This is a genomic window from Rathayibacter tritici, assembly GCF_002932875.1.
Lineage (GTDB): Bacteria > Actinomycetota > Actinomycetes > Actinomycetales > Microbacteriaceae > Rathayibacter > Rathayibacter tritici.
Window position 1 is genome coordinate 85,173 of sequence record NZ_PSWS01000036.1, and the last position, 15,693, is coordinate 100,865.

Below are 15,693 nucleotides of genomic sequence, written 5' to 3' on the forward strand. Positions count from 1 at the left end.
GCGGCCACCGGTGTCCCGCATCCGCGGGTGCCCTGCGGCCACAAGTGCCCCGCGTGTTGCGGCAGTCGCCCGGGCCCGCCTAAGCTAGCGAGGTTGCGTGCATCTGCACGCGCTTGCGTGCTGCCCGCCGGGCGGGGGCTCCGGCTCCTACCGAACGGCCGGGCGGTGCGCCGACAAGTGACCTTGGGTGGGTCGGGCGAGGCCATGTGTCCCGCGTGATCCACGGTAACCACACATGGAGGAAATCATGGCAGCAGTCTGCCAGGTGACCGGAGCCGTCCCCGGCTTCGGGCACGCCATCTCGCACTCGCACCGGCGCACCAAGCGCCGCTTCGACCCGAATGTGCAGAAGAAGACGTACTACGTGCCGTCGCTTCGCCGTAACGTCACCCTGACCCTCTCGGCCAAGGGCATCAAGGTCATCGACGCCCGTGGCATCGAGTCCGTCATCAAGGACATTCTCGCTCGTGGGGTGAAGATCTAATGGCAAAGCAGCAGGACGTCCGTCCCATCATCAAGCTCCGTTCGACGGCCGGCACCGGTTACACCTACGTGACCAAGAAGAACCGCCGCAACGACCCCGACCGTCTCGTGCTCAAGAAGTACGACCCCGTAGTGCGTAAGCACGTCGACTTCCGCGAGGAGCGCTAAATATGGCTAAGAAGAGCAAAATCGCCCGCAACGAGCAGCGCAAGGTGGTCGTTGACCGCTACGCCGCCAAGCGCCTCGAGCTGAAGAAGGCCCTCGTCGACCCGGCCGGGACCGACGAGTCCCGCGAGGCCGCCCGCGTCGGCCTCCAGAAGCTGCCCCGCAACGCCTCGCCCGTCCGCGTCCGCTCGCGTGACGCCGTCGACGGCCGCCCCCGCGGCAACCTCACGAAGTTCGGCATCTCGCGTGTCCGCTTCCGCGACATGGCGCACCGCGGCGAGCTGCCCGGCATCACCAAGTCGAGCTGGTAGCAGCGCGCTCACCGTGGGCCCGCGATCCAATGGATCGCGGGCCTTTGTCGTTCCTCCGGCCGTAAAATAACCGAATGACCGACTCCACCCTGCCCGCCCTCGCCGAGATCGCGGCTCTCATCGACCACGCGATCCTGAAGCCCGAGCTCACCCGAGCCGACGTCGACGCCCAGCTCGACGAAGCGCGAGCATCCGGCGTCTTCAGCGTCTGCGTCCGCCCCTCCGACATCGACCACGCCGTCGCCCGGCTCGACGCCTCCGCGGTCCTGGTCGGCACGGTCATCGGCTTCCCCCACGGCACCACCTCCACCGCGGCGAAGGTCGCCGAATCGCGACAGGCCCTCGCCGACGGCGCGGTCGAACTCGACATGGTCGTCAACATCGGCCGCCTGCGCAGCGGCCTGCTCCAGGACGTCGAGGACGACATCCGTGCGGTCGTCGACGCCGCAGAGGGTCGCATCGTCAAGGTCATCCTCGAGACGAGCGTCCTCGACGACGAGCAGATCGTCGGGGGCAGCCGCGCCGCCGAGCGCGCCGGAGCCGACTTCGTCAAGACGGCCACGGGGTTCGCCGGCGGCGGCGCCACCGAGCACGACCTGCGCCTGATGCGCGGCGCCGTCTCCGAGGCCGTCCAGGTGAAGGCGTCCGGCGGCGTCCGCGACCTCGACACTCTCCTCGCCTACCGCGAGCTGGGCGTCACCCGCTTCGGCACCAGCGGCTCCGCGACCATCCTCGGCGACCTCGCCGCGCGGCTCTCGGGCGACTCCTCCGCGGCTCGTGTCGACTCCGCCTCCTACTGACGGATCGGCCGCTGACGGATCGGCCGGGAGCCGTACCGCACCCGCCGGCCGGATGACGCCGGTGCGCCTGCGCCCGGGCCGAGCCGGCCGCTGGGCCGAACGCACCCGCCGCCCCCTCGACGAGATCGCCCGCGCCCTCAAGGAGCGGGTCTACGCGACCTTCACCGGCCTGGCCGTGGTGATGATCTACCTCGTCGGCGACCACCCGGACGCAGTGCACGCCCTGCAGAGCCTGGTGGTCTCGATCGTCGGGATCTCGGCCGCCGGCTTCGTCGCCGAAGTGATCGCACACCAGATCGTGCACGCGGCGACTCCCTCCGCCGCCGAGGCGCGCACCATGCTCCGGATCGCCGGCGGAGCGCTCGCGTCCGCCTCGCTGCCGGTCCTCGCGCTCGGGGCGGCGGCCCTGGGCTGGATCGACGCCACGCTCGCCCTGCGCATCGGCGCGGGCGTCTATGTCGCGACTCTGGCGGCGATCGCCGTGATCGCCGTCGTCCGCGCGGGACTCTCCTGGCGGCAGAGCCTCGTCTCGCTGCTCGGCATTGCGGGGCTCGGCGCGCTGGTCGTGGGTGTCCTGGCCCTTGCGCACTGAGCGCGTACTGCGGCCGCGCGGAGGCTCGAGCGATGACGTCACGAACCCGGGTCAAACTCGGCCGCCGCGAGGACCTCGGCGATCTGCGCGGCGCGCTCCTCCTCGACGCCGGGCGCAGGTGACCAGCGCCCCCGGAAACGCGGCCACAACACTGCCCGCGCATGTCGAGCGTCCCTTGCACTGGGGTGGCTCAGCAGGAGGTTCCTGAGCACGGGCGTCCTGCGCGCTGCCCGTCAGATCGTGCCGGGTCCACGGAGCGATTCGTCGCTGTCCGCATCGTCCAGGCCCAGGCCCAGGCCCAGGCCCAGTCCCTCCACGACCTCGCGGCCGAGCAGGTGGGCGCCGCTCCACCCCTCGATCACGCAGCGGGGAAACGCCTCACGGTCGGGGGAGCGGAGCCACGTGGTTGCGGCCTCGCGGGCCCATGATTCCGAGGCGTAGACGCCCATGATCTCGGTGCGGTCGTCCCAGGGGGTCGCAGTGGAGAGCACGAAGTGGTCACCGTCCACGATCGGACCTCCTCCTTCTCTCGGGGTTCAGAGACCCCGGCAGAAGGCGGGACCGGATCGGACGTTACCCGACACCAGGGGAATTCGTCTCCCGGGTCGACAGGACCTTGGAAGACGGCTACAGGACCCTGAACGACGCCTACAGCATTCAGAACGACGGCTTCAGGACCTTGAACGACGCCTACGGCATTCAGTACGACGGCTTCAGGACCTTGAACGACGCCTACGGCATTCAGTACGACGGCTACAGAGCACGCCACGGTCAGCCGGTCGTCCCACGCAGACGCGCGTTCAACCCACCCAGGCCGTCGCTCTCGTCGCTACCGGGGAGCAGCGCGCCGCCCTGCTCGAGACCGCGTCGGGGCGAATGCAGGATTTCTCCGGGTGGGGGCATGCCGACGCCCCGGTGCCGTTCGGCCCGGGGCGTCGATGGGGGACGGGTCAGACGACGCGCGGGTCGGACTCCCGGCTGTCGTCCTCGGGGATGTGCACGTCCTGGACGGTCACATTGATCTCGGCGACCTCCATACCGGCGATGTGCTGGATGGCGTCGGCGACGGCCGAGCGGACGTCCTCGGCGACCTTCTGCAGGGGCGCCGGGTACTCGGCGACGATGGTGATGTCGGCGGCGACCTGGCGCTCGCCCACCTCGACCTTGACACCCTGGCTGCGATCGTCGTTTCCGATCGCGTTGCGGATCGCGCCGATCGCCCGGGCCGCTCCTCCACCGAGGGCGTGCACACCGGGGACCTCGCGGGCGGCGATGCCGGCGACCTTGGCGATGACGCCGTCCTCGATCACGGTGCGTCCGGGTCCGGTGCTGCTGTTGCTGGTGGTGGTCGCGGGGGTCTCGGCCATGATCTCCTCTTTCGCTCAGTGGTTCACTCGGTGCCCGATCGGTCGGTCGGGCGATGTTCGAAGGTGAGACGCATCGGACGCGGCGGATGTCACGGTCCGAGACGCTGTGCCCAGGCAACTGTCAGAGAGCCGGTCGGTCCACGCTGAACGGTGAGCGATTCGCCCTCGGCGCGGCACTGTGGTGGCATGGACCCGTGACCGACGCGACCGCCCAGCAGCCGACCGTTCGCGTGCCCCCGCGGGCCCTCCTCGTCCTGGCGCTGATCGGCGCCGTCGGCGGGACCCTCTCGGGCGCCTTCGGCGTCGGCGGCGGGATCGTGATGGTGCCGATGCTGATCGCGTGGGCCGGAATGGACCAGCGCCGCGCCTCCGCCACCTCGCTGCTCGCGATCGCCCCGACCTCGGTCGCCGGCGCGTTCGGCTACGCGCTGGCCGGGCAGGTCGCCTGGATCCCCGCGGCGGTGATCGCGGCCGCCGCAATGCTGGGAGCCCTCGCCGGCTCCTGGCTGCTCGCGCGGCTGCCGCTGGGGGTGCTGCGCTGGCTGTTCGTGGGGCTCCTGGTGGCGGCAGCGGTGCGGATGGCCGTCTTCGGTTCGAACGACACCGGCGACGTCGCCGAGGGCTGGGGGGTGTGGCCGGGATTCGCGGCGCTCGGTGCCGGGATGGGGGTCGCCTCCGGACTCTTCGGTATCGGCGGCGGAGCGATCGCCGTGCCGGTCCTGGTCGGCGCCTTCGGGCTCGCGGACCTGCTGGCCAAGGGCACCTCGCTCGCCGCGATGATCCCCACAGCGGTCACCGGTTCGATCGCGAACGCCCGCCGCGGACTGCTCGACGTGCGCGCGGGCCTGGTGGTAGGGCTGACCGCGACCGCGTTCTCCTTCGTCGGAGTCTCCCTCTCCTTCCTCCTGCCGGCGCGCGTCTCCGGGATCCTCTTCGCGGCGCTGCTCCTGCTCGCGGCGGTGCAGCTCGCCCTGCGCGGACGGCGCGCCTGAGGGCCGCGCCTGCCCCCCGTTTGTCCGTGGCAGCATCGGAGGTGATGACAATTTCCGGTGCCGTGTGAGCGCGGTCAGCTATCAGGCCGCGTCGATCCCCCTCCGCCTAGCGGGCGCCGGCATGATCGTCGCGCTCCCTGTCCTCGCAGTCGAACGCCTCGACGACGTCGCACTCGGCGGCGCGCTGACCGGGGCGGCGCTCTTCCCCGCCGTGATCGCCGCCCCGCTGGTCGGCACGGTGCTCGACCGGGTCCGCCGCCCCCGTCGGCTCCTGATCGGCGCCGCCTTCACGACCGCCGTCGCCTTCGCGGTCGCCGCCTTCCTCGGCGAGGTGCCGACTCCGCTGATCGTTGCGCTGCTCCTGATGGCGGGGCTGGCGACGCCCGTCTACATGGGCGGCATGTCGAGCTTCGTCACCAGTGCGATCCCGGAGCCGCGCCGCGCCTACGCGCAGGACTCGCTCTCGTACACGGTCGCCTCGATCGCCGGACCCGCCCTCGTCGGCCTCGCGCTCGCGGTCGGCGGGGCGCGGACGGCCATGCTGGCGATGGCGGTGCTCGCGCTGATCGGCGCCGTCGGCTCGCTCAGCCTGGCGATGCAGGCGCGTCCGACACCCACGGTCGGCGTGCTGCAGACCGTCGTAGCGGGCATCACCCACCTCGTGCGGCACCGGCCGCTCGCGGTGGTCACCTCGGCCGGCACCCTCAGTCAGGTGGCGGGCGGAGCCGCGGGGGTCGCCGCGATCAGCCTCTCCGTGCAGCGGTGGGGTAGCACCGCCGCAGCCGCGTGGATCCTGACCGCCTTCGCCGTCGGCGGCCTGCTCGGCGCACTCGCGGTGGCGGTCCGCCGCTGGACTCACCGGTCGCCGGCCTGGACGATGGGCGCGGCCTACGTCGCGACCGGCGCCGTCCTGCTGGTGGCGGTGCCCGACCTGGGCATCGTCGTCACCGTCGTCGCCTTCGCCGTGGCGGGAGCGTTCACGGCCCCCGCGACCGCTGCCATGCTGCTGCTGCGCGACCAGGAGAGCCCCGCCGCGGTCCGCTCGCAGGTGTTCACGATCGGTGCGGGCCTGCGCTCGGCCGCGGCAGCCGTCGGCGCCGTGCTGGCGGGAGCCGCCTCCGGGCTCGGAGCGTCCTGGCTCGTCGCCGGGATCGCTGCCGTCTGGATCGGCTCCGGACTGCTGCTGCGCCTGTTCCCCGCGCGCGACCGGGGCTGAGCTTGCGCGGGGGCTGAGCCTTCGCGGGGGGAGTGGCGGGTCTGCCTGCGGATCAGGTCGAATGGAGTCATGGCACAGAAGACGGTCGCAGACCAGCTCATCGCCCAGCTCATCGACGCCGGCGTCTCCCGCATCTACGGGATCGTCGGCGACTCGCTGAATCCGATCGTCGACGCGGTGCGCCGCAGCGGCGGCTCCAAGAAGGGAGGCATCGACTGGATCCACGTGCGCAACGAGGAGGCCGCCGCTTTCGCCGCGGGCGCGGAGGCGCAACTCACCGGCCGCCTCGCCGTCTGCGCGGGCAGCTGCGGTCCCGGCAACCTGCACTTGATCAACGGCCTCTTCGACGCGCACCGCTCCGGCGCCCCGGTGCTCGCCATCGCGAGCCACATCCCCAGCAACGAGATCGGTTCCTCCTACTTCCAGGAGACGCACCCCGACCGGCTCTTCGTCGAGTGCTCGAATTACCGCGAGCTGATCTCGACCGCCGCCCAGGCTCCGCGCGTGGTGAACGCCGCGATGCGCAGCGCGGTGGCCCTGCACGGAGTCGCCGTGGTCACTCTCCCCGGCGACATCGCCGAGCTGGAGGCGGTGGACGGCTTCCCCGCGTTCGTCCTGCCGTCCGCGCCCGTCCTGGTCCCCGCCGCCGCCGACGTCCAGGCGCTCGCCGCCGCGATCGATGAGGCGAAGACGGTCGCGATCTTCGCCGGCGCCGGCGTGCAGAACGCGCACGACGAGGTCGTCGCCTTCGCCGAGCTGATCGGCGCGCCCGTCGGGCACAGCCTCCGCGGGAAGGAGTGGATCCAGTACGACAACCCCTACGACGTCGGCATGACGGGCCTGCTCGGCTACGGAGCCGCGCACGCCGGCATCCACGACGCCGAGCTGCTCCTCCTGCTCGGCACCGACTTCCCCTACGAGCAGTTCCTCCCCGACGCCACGAAGGTCGTGATCGCCCAGGTCGACAGCGACGCCTCGAAGCTCGGGCGCCGGGTCAGCGTCGCGCACCCCGTGCACGGCGACGTGGCTGCGACGCTCACCGCGCTCACCCCGCTCGTGACGCGGAAGGACCACCGCTTCCTCGACAAGACGCTGAAGAAGCACGAGAAGCTGGTCACCGGGGTCGTCGGGAAATACACCGAGGTCGGTACGCGCAGCCCGATCCACCCCGAGTTCGTCGCCGCCACCCTCGACGACCTGCTCGCCGAGGACGCGATCGTCACCGCCGACACCGGCATGGGGAATGTCTGGCAGGCCCGCTACATCACCCCCAACGGGAAGCGGCGCCTGCTCGGCTCCTACACGCACGGGTCGATGGCGAACGCACTCCCGCAGGCGGTCGGCGCGCAGCTCTCGCACCCGGGGCGCCAGGTCGTCTCGCTGAGCGGCGACGGCGGGCTCTCGATGCTGATGGGCGAGCTGGTCACCGTCGCGGCCTACCGGTTGCCCGTGACCATCGTGGTGTTCAACAACTCCACCCTCGGGCTGGTGAAGGTCGAGATGCTGGTCGACGGCTTCCCGGACTTCGCCGTCGACGTGCCGATGGTCGACTACGCGAAGGTGGCGGAGGCGATCGGGATCCGCGGGATCCGCGTCGAGGACCCGCGTGACGTCGAGGAGGCGCTGCGTTCGGCGCTCGCCGACGGCGGCCCGGTCCTCGTCGACGTGGTGACGGATCCGCTCGCCCTCTCGCTGCCGCCCATGATCACGGGCGCACAGGTGAAGGGCTTCGCTCTGGCCGTGTCGAAGATCGTCATGAACGCAGGAGCCGGCGAGGCCGTCGCACTGGCCCGCACCAACATCAAGCACGCCCTCCGATGAGCGACGCGCGGGCGCTCGCACCTGGTTCATCCGCGGCTCCTCGCCGCCGCTCCCACGTGCTCCAACACAACGTCAGCTGAGAGGCCTCCTCATCCACCATCGTGGATGACAGGGCTTCTCAGCTGACGTTGTGCCGCGGCCTCACTCGCCGAAGGTGATGGCCTGGGCTTCGACGAGTTCGGGCTCTGGCTCGTGCGCGTCGGCGCGGGCCAGGGTGCGGCGGCCGAGCAGCACGATCAGCGCGGCGACGGCCACCGCTCCAGCCGCCGCGTACATCGGGAAGGCCGGCGAGATCGCGGCGGCCAGGGCGGAGGCGGCCGGCGGGGCGATCGCGCCGCCGAGGAAGCGGACACCGGAGTAGGCGGAGGACGCGACGGAGCGAGGCAGCTCCGTCGCCTCCATCACGCACTCGGTGAGCACCGTGTTGACGACGCCCAGCAGCAGCCCGCCGACGATGATGCAGGCGATCAGGCCGACCCGCGACGAGATCACCAGCCCGCCCGCGACCAGGTCGAGCGCGAGCAGCAGCAGCACCGAGCGCAGCACCACGGTGCGCGGGAGGCGCCGCGTGAGCAGCGGAGCGACGAACACGGACGTGACCGCGACGCCCAGGCCCCAGCCGAAGAACGTGAAACCCAGGCCCATCTCGTCCAGCCCGAGCGGGTAGGGCGTGTAGGCGAGCAGCACGAAGAAGCCGATGTTGTAGAACAGGGCGGCGCCCGCCAGGGTGCGGATGGCCGGGACCCTGAGGGCCGCGAATGGCGCCGAGAGCGGAGTCGGAGCGGGCGTCGGGCCGTCCTCGCGCAGCAGCGTCGCGATGGCGATGACGCCGACGGCCATCAGCACGGCGGTGCCGAAGAACGGGCCGCGCCACGAGACGCTGCCGAGGAGCCCGCCGAGCAACGGGCCGATGGCGATGCCGATGCCCAGTGCGGCCTCGTAGAGCACGATCGCCGCGGAGGAGCCTCCGCTGGCCGCGCCGACGATGGTCGAGAGCGCGGTCGAGATGAACAGCGCGTTCCCGAAGCCCCAGCCGGCGCGGAAGCCGATGACGCCCTCGACGCTGCCTGCGGTACCGGCGAGCGCCGCGAACACCACGATCAGCACCAGCCCGATCATCAGCGTCTTCTTGGCGCCGATGCGGCTGGACAGCCAGCTGGTGAAGAACATCACGACGCCGGTGATCACGAGGTAGCTCGTGAACAGCAGCGACGTCTCGGTCGGAGTCGCTCGCAGGCTCTCGGCGATGGCCGGGAGGATCGGGTCGACCAGGCCGATGCCCATGAACGCGATCACTGCGGCGAAGGCGACGGCCCAGACGGCCAGCGGCTGCTTCAGGATCGAGCCCTGCGCGGGGCGGCGGCGTAATAACATAGCATGTCTATGTAGTGCGGCAGCGCTGCCGTTTTCCTCCGCTCCTGTGTCAGAATCGTTCGCAATCGCGCGTCCGTTCCTGCGATCACCGACGAAAAGAGAAGTCATGTCCTCCAGCGAGCACGACGTCGTCGTGATCGGAGCCGGCGCCACCGGACTCACCGCGGCCCTCCGGCTGCACCAGCAGGGCTATGACGTGGTCGTCGTCGAGGCGCGCGAGCGCGTGGGCGGCCGGCTCGAGACCCGCGTCATCGAGGGGCAGCTTCTCGAACTCGGCGGCCAGTGGGTCTCGCCGGATCAGACGGCGCTGATCGAGACCCTCGATGAACTCGGCCTGGGCACCTACTCCCGCTACCGCGAGGGCGAGAGCGTCTACGTCGGCGCGGACGGCTCCGCCCGCCGCTTCACCGGGGACATCTTCCCCGGGAGCGAGCGCACCGAGTCCGAGATCTCCCGGCTGATCGAGGTCCTCGACCGCCTCGTCGCCGAGACGGACCCCGCCGCGCCGTGGGCGCACCCGCGCGCCCGCGACTACGACCGCATCACCTTCGCCGCGTGGCTGGAGCAGCAGAGCGACGACGAGGAGGCGCGGGCGAACATCGCCCTCTTCCTCGCCGACGCAATGCTCACCAAGCCCGCGCACGCCTTCTCCCTCCTCCAGGCGCTGCTGATGGCGGCGAGCGCGGGGAGCTTCAGCAACCTGGTCGACGCCGACTTCATCCTTGACAAGCGCGTGATCGGCGGCCTCCAGCAGGTCCCGGAGCGGCTCGCAGAGCGCCTCGGCGCCGAGCGCGTCCTGCTCGGTCACCCGGTCCGCTCCGTGCACTACGGCGACGACGGGGTCGACGTCCGCGCCGACGGCGTTACCCTCCGCGCCCGCCGAGCGATCATCGCCGTACCGCCGAACCTCGTCGGCCGCATGTCGTTCGACGCCTCGCTACCGCGCCTGCGCCAGCAGGCTCTGCAGCACCAGTCGCTCGGCCTCGTGATCAAGGTGCACGCCACCTACGCGACTCCCTTCTGGCGGGCCGACGGACTCTCCGGCACCGCGTTCAGCCCGCACTCGCTCGTGCACGAGGCCTACGACAACTCCAACCACGGGGAGGAGCGCGGCACCCTGGTCGGCTTCGTCTCGGATGAGAAGGCCGACCGCGTGTTGAGCCTCGATGCACCGGAGCGCAAGACGGCGATCCTCGACGCGCTCGCCGCGTACTTCGGGCCGGCCGCGCTGGATCCGCTCGTCTACTACGAGAGCGACTGGGCGTCCGAGGAGTGGACGCAGGGCGCCTACGCCGCGAGCTTCGACCTGGGCGGGCTGACCCGCTACGGCGCGCTGCAGCTGGAGCCGGTGGGACCCCTCCGCTTCGGCACGAGTGACCTCGCCGCCGAGGGCTATCAGCACGTCGACGGCGCGATCCGCGTCGGCAGGCGCCTGGCGCAGGAGATCATCGACGAGGACGGCGCGACCGCACCGGCCCCCCCATCGCGAAGGAGCACTGGTCGCATGAGCACCCATTACGCCGTCATCGATCCGGCCTCCGGCGAGACCCTCCGCGAGTACGCGACCATCGGCGACGCCGAGCTGACTACGGCGATCGCCTCGGCGCACGGCGCCTACTCCTCCTGGTCGCGGACCGTGCCCGTGGCGACCCGCGCGGCGCTGATCGCCCGAGTGGCCGAGCGGCACACCGAGCGCGCCGACGAGCTCGCGGCGATCATCGTCCGCGAGATGGGCAAGCCGCTCGATCAGGCGCAGAGCGAGGTCGGATTCGCCGCCGACATCTACCGCTACTACGCCGAGCACGGCGAGGCCTTCCTCGCCGACGAGCCGATCGAGCTGGCCGAGGGCACCGGCTCCGCGCTGATCCGTCGCGCCGGCCTGGGCGTGCTGCTGGGCATCATGCCGTGGAACTTCCCCTACTACCAGGTGGCCCGTTTCGCCGGTCCGAACGTGGTCGCGGGCAACACGATCCTGCTCAAGCACGCGCCGCAGTGCCCGGAGTCGGCCGCCGCCATCGCCGACATCTTCCGCACCGCGGCCGAGGAACTGGGCGCTCCCGCCGGCGTGTATCTGAACCTGTACGCCTCGAACGAGCAGGCTGCGACCGTGATCGCCGACCCGCGCGTGCAGGGCGTGTCGGTCACCGGTTCGGAGCGGGCCGGTGCCGCCGTGGCGGAGCTCGCGGGCCGACACCTCAAGAAGGTCGTGCTCGAGCTCGGCGGCTCCGACCCGTTCGTGCTCCTCTCGACCGACGACCTCGACAAGGCGGTCGAGGACGCGGTCGCCGCGCGCCTGGACAACAATGGCCAGTCCTGTAATGCCGCCAAGCGCTTCATCGTGATCGACGAGCTGTACGACGCGTTCGCCGAGAAATTCACCGAGGCGTTCACCCGCGCCCAGCCGGCCGACCCGTTCGCGGACGGCACCCTGCTCGGCCCGCTCTCCTCCTCCGCCGCGACCGAGCGCCTCGAGGCGCAGCTCGCCGCCGCGCGCGAGCAGGGGGCCACCGTGCGCGCGAGCGGCGAGGTGACCGGCAACTTCTTCCCCCCGGCCGTGCTCGAGGGGGTCACCCCCGAGATGGACGCTTACCGCGAGGAGTTCTTCGGTCCCGTCGCCGCGCTCTACCGCGTCCGCGACGAGGACGAGGCGATAGACCTCGCGAACGACACCCCCTACGGCCTCGGCTCCTACCTGTATACGACCGACCAGGAGCAGGCGCTGCGCCTGGCCGACCGGATCGACGCGGGCATGGTCTGGGTCAACCTCGTTCTCGGCGACGCCGCGGAGCTGCCCTTCGGCGGCGTCAAGCGCTCCGGCACCGGCCGCGAGATGGGCCGCCCGGCCCTGGAGGAGTTCGTCAACAAGAAGCTGATCCGCATCGCGTAGGCGTACCGGATCCGGCGGTTCCGGATCCGGTACGTCTCTGCCCGGGTACGTCTCTACCCGATCATGGCAAGGGCAGAGAGCGTCCCTCTACCGTGACGTCGGTCAGCAGGCCGCGCCGACGTAGGTGGCGTAGAAGTCGACGCTGCCGTCGGTTGTCCACCGGTTGTACTCGCCGGCCGCTGCCTTCACGTTCGAGGCTTTGAGGGTGTCGCGAGCGTAGAGATCGCCGCCGCTCGTGAGGAAGTAGCCGCCACCGACCGGGGTCGAGTCGGATGCGACGTTCGCATAGGATGCGCTGTCCTGGTCGTGGCGCACGGTGTGGGCAGTGCCATCGGTCGAGACGTAGGTGGCGTAGAAGTCGACGCTGCCGTCGGTGGTCCACCGGTTGTACTGGCCGACGGCCGTCGTGACGTCGGAGGCCTTGAGGGTATTCCCGAAGTAGAGCTTGCCGTCGTCGGTGAGGAAGTATCGTCCGCCCACCGGGGTGGAGTTTTTCGGGACGTCGGTGTAGCTCGCGGCGTCCTGGTCGTGGCGGATGGTGTGAGCGACTCCGTCCTTGGTGACGTAGGTGGCGTAGAAGTCGACGCTGCCGTCGGTGCTCCACCGGTTGTATTGGCCGACGGCTGTCGTGACGTTCGAGGCCTTGAGAGTGTTCCCGAAGTAGAGCTTGCCGTCACTGGTGAGGTAATACCGACCACCGACCGGCTTTGAGCCGTTCGGGACGTCGGCGTACTCGACCGGGCTCTGGTCGTGCCGTACCGAGAAGGCCGCCTCCGATTTCGCGCCGGTTACCGGAGCGCTCGTCGACAGGTCACCGCTGACAGCTCCGAAGCTCGACTTCCCGCCGTCTCTCGGGACCTTGATGTCGGGCAGTGTGATCAGTCCATTGCTGTCGGTCGTGGCCGTATACGTCGTTGTGCCGTCTGTGAAGGTGTACCCGTCTCGGAGGGTGATGGTGACGCTCTTCCCCGCATCCGCGGTGCTTCCGTCTGTGGTGCGCTTGACTTGCGCGCCTTTGATGAACCTGCAGCCCACCCCGGTGTACGACGCCTTCGTGAACGTCAGCGTCGGCGAGTTGGACGCGGCCGCGGCGGGCGTCGCGGTGGTCACGGCGATGACCGGGATGGTCCAGGCGGCGCCCTGAACGAGGGTGCGACGGTGAACGCCGTCCGCGGCCGGGAGGGCCCAGTCCGACAGGCTTGTGTCGACGTCTCGGTACTTCTCGAAGCGATTCTTGGTCATGTGCTCTGACTTCCGTCGGTGTGCTGGATGGACATCCGAAGCTTCGTCAGCGGCACCGATCGGCCCTCCGCGGCCGCCGAAAGTGGTGCCGCCGCCGCCGGAACTTGCCCATGTTCCTCCGCTCGCCCGATGACGCCCGGAGAATGACTCGACGTCGCGCCGACGCCCGGCGAGGCCCCGGCTCGATCCGGGTGATCACGGACACAAAGGGGATCTATGGCCAGCGGATCATCACGTCGCACGTTCTCCCTGCTCGGCGAAGACTCCCGGGCCTGGCTCGCCGAGAGGGATCTTTTCGGGCAGTTGGACTCCGCCTTTCGGCTGGTGTCCGACGAGATCCTGTTCGACGGTTTCAGAATGGCCAGGATGTGGCATACCGAGGGCGCCTATGTCATCGCGCGCCGCTCTTCCGCGGCCCTGCTGCTCGTCCAGATCGAGGGTGAGTGCACTCTCCGCTCGCCCGGGTGGGGAGCCCTGCCGAGGATTCTCGGACCGGGTGACGTCGCCGTTCTTCCAGGAGGGACAGCGCCGTTCCACCTCTCGGCGGAACGCCCGGTCGCGCGATACCAGATCGACTTCGACCTGGCCGGATTGCCCACACAGGCTCGGGTCGAACTCGAACCGGGAGTCGTCTTCTCGCGTCCGGCGAAAGGATATCGTGACGCTGTCGCGTCGACCGCGAACATCGCCTTCAATTCCTCGCTGACGGAGGGCGAGGCCGGCTTCGCGGACTTCGCTCTCGGGCTCCGGCATCTTTCGACGGCGCTCCTTTTGCACGCCCTCGAGGCCACGGCGCCCGATCTTCCCGAGGATGCGGACAGCCTGCACCGAGCCGCCCTCCGGGTCATTTCGGCGCGGGCGACGGATCCCGACTTCACCTTGGAGTCGCTGGCGCACGCCGTGGGGGCCTCCTCGCGAACGCTGCGGGAGGTCTTCGCTCATACCGGAAGCTCCGCAAAGGCCGCACTCACCGGCGAGCGGGTGCGCCGAGCGCGCGTTCATGCTGCGGTCGGGGAAGACGGCGGTCGATTCACCACAGCGGAGATCGCCCGCCTTTCCGGCTTCCGGGATGCGCGAGCGTTGCGACGTGCTCTCGCGAAGGTGAACGGCGAGCGGTGACGCGGCTGCGGTCGGCGCCGATGGGTCGCCGGTCCAGCTGAGCCCGGTGGGAGCCGGAAAAAGAGGTTCCTTTGCCGGAACTTGTCTCATGCTCTTCCCTGGAGCGGATCATCTGTGGAGAATCACTTCTCGGCTCGTTCGACCTCGACGAGATCGTGGTGATTTTCAGGTCTCGGCCGAAGCAGGGAGAGGTCTATGGCATCCGAGTCGGTTCGCCGGAAGTATTCACTACAGGGCGAGAATGCTCGGCTCAGGCTGGCCGAGAGGCACTTCTTCGGTGACGTGGACAGCTCTTTCAGGCTCGTCTCCGACGAAATCCGCTTTGCCGGATATCGAGCGGCCCGGCTCTGGCACAGCGAGGGCGATTACTCTATCGCGCGTCGTTCTCGCACGGCATTGCTTCTCGTGCAGGTCGAAGGCGATGCGACCGTGCAGGTGCCGCTGTGGGGTGAGACGCCCAAGGTGGTGAAGCCCGGTGACCTGGCGGTGCTCCCCGGCGGAACCGCGCGACCCTTCCGCTTCCGCGCACAGCGACCGGTGGCCCGTTATCAGATCGAATACGACCTGGCCGGTCTTCCACCTCAGGCGCGCCTGGAGCTGGAATCGGGAATGGTCTTCTCCGAGCCGGCGAAGGAGTTCCGCGACGCCGTTGCTGCGACGGCGAACATCGCGCTCAATTCATCGATGAGCAGCGAAGACGCCGGCTACATCGACTTCGGGATCGGGCTGCGTCATCTGACGACCGCCCTCCTGCTGCACGCGCTGGACGCGACCGCCCCCGATCTTCCTGAGGATGCGGAGAACGTGCACCGCGCGGCGCTTCGAGTCATTTCCCTGCGGGCGACGGATCCGGCCTTCACCGTCGAGCATCTCGCCCACGCCATCGGCACGTCATCCCGAAATCTGCGGCATGTCTTCGCTCAGGCCGGATCCTCCGCCAAGCTGGCGCTCACGGCCGAGCGCGTGCGTCGGGCCCGGGACCACGCCGCGCCCACCACATGCGGCCAACGCTTCACGTCAGCCGAGATCGCACGGCTCTCCGGCTTCCGCGATGTCCGCGCCCTGCGCCGCGCCCTCGACAAGCTGAACGACGAGCAGATGTCGACGCGGCGGGACGCCGGCTGAGGTGCCGTTGACGGGCGACATTATTTTGGCCGTTAGCGCAAAAGAGCAGTCTGAGATTTCTATTGATAAGTTGCGCATTCGATACCTTGAGGCTTATGCAAAATTGGTTTTTTGCCGAGTGAAAAAGATGAGTCCGCGGACGGCGTTGAAGGCATCTCGGAAGGTGCGCAGTGGCCGCCGGTAGTCGGTGTGGAATATC

General features: G+C 69.9%; 15 protein-coding genes and 1 pseudogene. 12 read left to right on the forward strand and 4 right to left on the reverse strand.

Annotated elements, in window-relative coordinates:
- Positions 1-247 precede the first annotated feature (247 nt).
- From rpmB to C5D07_RS05060, 5 genes are all read left to right on the forward strand, one after another.
- Positions 248-484: a 50S ribosomal protein L28 gene (gene rpmB / locus C5D07_RS05040; RefSeq protein WP_068250795.1), complete on the forward strand. Its 237-nt coding sequence runs from the start codon at positions 248-250 to the stop codon at positions 482-484.
- On the forward strand, positions 484-651 hold the full coding sequence (gene rpmG / locus C5D07_RS05045) for a 50S ribosomal protein L33 (protein ID WP_027692168.1): 168 nt from the start codon (positions 484-486) through the stop codon (positions 649-651). Before rpmB ends, rpmG begins: the two co-directional genes overlap by 1 nt.
- A gap of 2 nt (positions 652-653) precedes the next feature.
- A complete protein-coding gene (gene rpsN / locus C5D07_RS05050; protein WP_068250798.1) occupies positions 654-959 on the forward strand; it encodes a 30S ribosomal protein S14 in 306 nt (101 codons plus the stop codon).
- 74 nt (positions 960-1,033) lie between these two features.
- Complete coding sequence (gene deoC, locus C5D07_RS05055) at positions 1,034-1,759, forward strand: deoxyribose-phosphate aldolase (protein WP_181134371.1); 726 nt, start codon at positions 1,034-1,036, stop codon at positions 1,757-1,759.
- A 61-nt stretch (positions 1,760-1,820) separates the two neighbouring features.
- On the forward strand, positions 1,821-2,351 hold the full coding sequence (locus C5D07_RS05060) for a hypothetical protein (protein ID WP_146076769.1): 531 nt from the start codon (positions 1,821-1,823) through the stop codon (positions 2,349-2,351).
- A gap of 233 nt (positions 2,352-2,584) precedes the next feature.
- Here C5D07_RS05060 and C5D07_RS05065 read toward each other — a convergent pair whose 3' ends face one another.
- Together C5D07_RS05065 and C5D07_RS05070 are read right to left on the reverse strand one after the other, a co-directional pair.
- Positions 2,585-2,860 carry a hypothetical protein gene (locus C5D07_RS05065; RefSeq protein WP_068250803.1) on the reverse strand — a complete coding sequence of 92 codons (276 nt, stop codon included), beginning with the start codon at positions 2,858-2,860 and terminating at the stop codon, positions 2,585-2,587.
- Between the two features lie 441 nt (positions 2,861-3,301).
- Positions 3,302-3,718: an Asp23/Gls24 family envelope stress response protein gene (locus tag C5D07_RS05070; protein ID WP_068250806.1), complete on the reverse strand. Its 417-nt coding sequence runs from the start codon at positions 3,716-3,718 to the stop codon at positions 3,302-3,304.
- 194 nt (positions 3,719-3,912) lie between these two features.
- Between C5D07_RS05070 and C5D07_RS05075 the strand changes: the two genes are divergently transcribed.
- The 3 genes from C5D07_RS05075 to C5D07_RS05085 all read left to right on the forward strand — a co-directional run bounded on the left by C5D07_RS05075 (position 3,913) and on the right by C5D07_RS05085 (position 7,747).
- The gene (locus tag C5D07_RS05075) at positions 3,913-4,710 is read left to right on the forward strand and encodes a TSUP family transporter (protein ID WP_170063512.1); all 798 of its coding nucleotides are present in this window, start codon (positions 3,913-3,915) and stop codon (positions 4,708-4,710) included.
- Positions 4,711-4,774: 64 nt separating this feature from the next.
- A complete protein-coding gene (locus C5D07_RS05080; protein WP_104258836.1) occupies positions 4,775-5,926 on the forward strand; it encodes an MFS transporter in 1,152 nt (383 codons plus the stop codon).
- A 69-nt stretch (positions 5,927-5,995) separates the two neighbouring features.
- Positions 5,996-7,747, forward strand: coding sequence for a pyruvate dehydrogenase (locus C5D07_RS05085; RefSeq protein ID WP_104258837.1), 1,752 nt, complete (start codon positions 5,996-5,998; stop codon positions 7,745-7,747).
- Between the two features lie 141 nt (positions 7,748-7,888).
- Here C5D07_RS05085 and C5D07_RS05090 read toward each other — a convergent pair whose 3' ends face one another.
- Positions 7,889-9,121 (reverse strand): MFS transporter, encoded by a 1,233-nt coding sequence (locus C5D07_RS05090; protein WP_104258838.1) that lies wholly within the window; start codon positions 9,119-9,121, stop codon positions 7,889-7,891.
- Between the two features lie 106 nt (positions 9,122-9,227).
- Here C5D07_RS05090 and C5D07_RS05095 point away from each other — a divergent pair.
- Both C5D07_RS05095 and C5D07_RS05100 read left to right on the forward strand, forming a co-directional pair.
- A pseudogene (locus tag C5D07_RS05095) lies at positions 9,228-10,574 on the forward strand (flavin monoamine oxidase family protein); the annotation flags it as partial.
- A gap of 51 nt (positions 10,575-10,625) precedes the next feature.
- Positions 10,626-12,008: an NAD-dependent succinate-semialdehyde dehydrogenase gene (locus C5D07_RS05100; RefSeq protein WP_068256816.1), complete on the forward strand. Its 1,383-nt coding sequence runs from the start codon at positions 10,626-10,628 to the stop codon at positions 12,006-12,008.
- 102 nt (positions 12,009-12,110) lie between these two features.
- On the opposite strand, the gene C5D07_RS05105 is transcribed toward C5D07_RS05100, so the two are convergent.
- Complete coding sequence (locus tag C5D07_RS05105) at positions 12,111-13,250, reverse strand: hypothetical protein (RefSeq protein ID WP_104258839.1); 1,140 nt, start codon at positions 13,248-13,250, stop codon at positions 12,111-12,113.
- Between the two features lie 216 nt (positions 13,251-13,466).
- On the opposite strand from C5D07_RS05105, the gene C5D07_RS05110 reads away from it, so the two are divergent.
- Entirely contained in the window at positions 13,467-14,369 is a 903-nt protein-coding gene (locus tag C5D07_RS05110; protein ID WP_104258840.1) for a helix-turn-helix domain-containing protein, read from the forward strand.
- 195 nt (positions 14,370-14,564) lie between these two features.
- Positions 14,565-15,494 (forward strand): helix-turn-helix domain-containing protein, encoded by a 930-nt coding sequence (locus C5D07_RS05115; RefSeq protein WP_104258841.1) that lies wholly within the window; start codon positions 14,565-14,567, stop codon positions 15,492-15,494.
- Positions 15,495-15,693 lie beyond the last annotated feature (199 nt).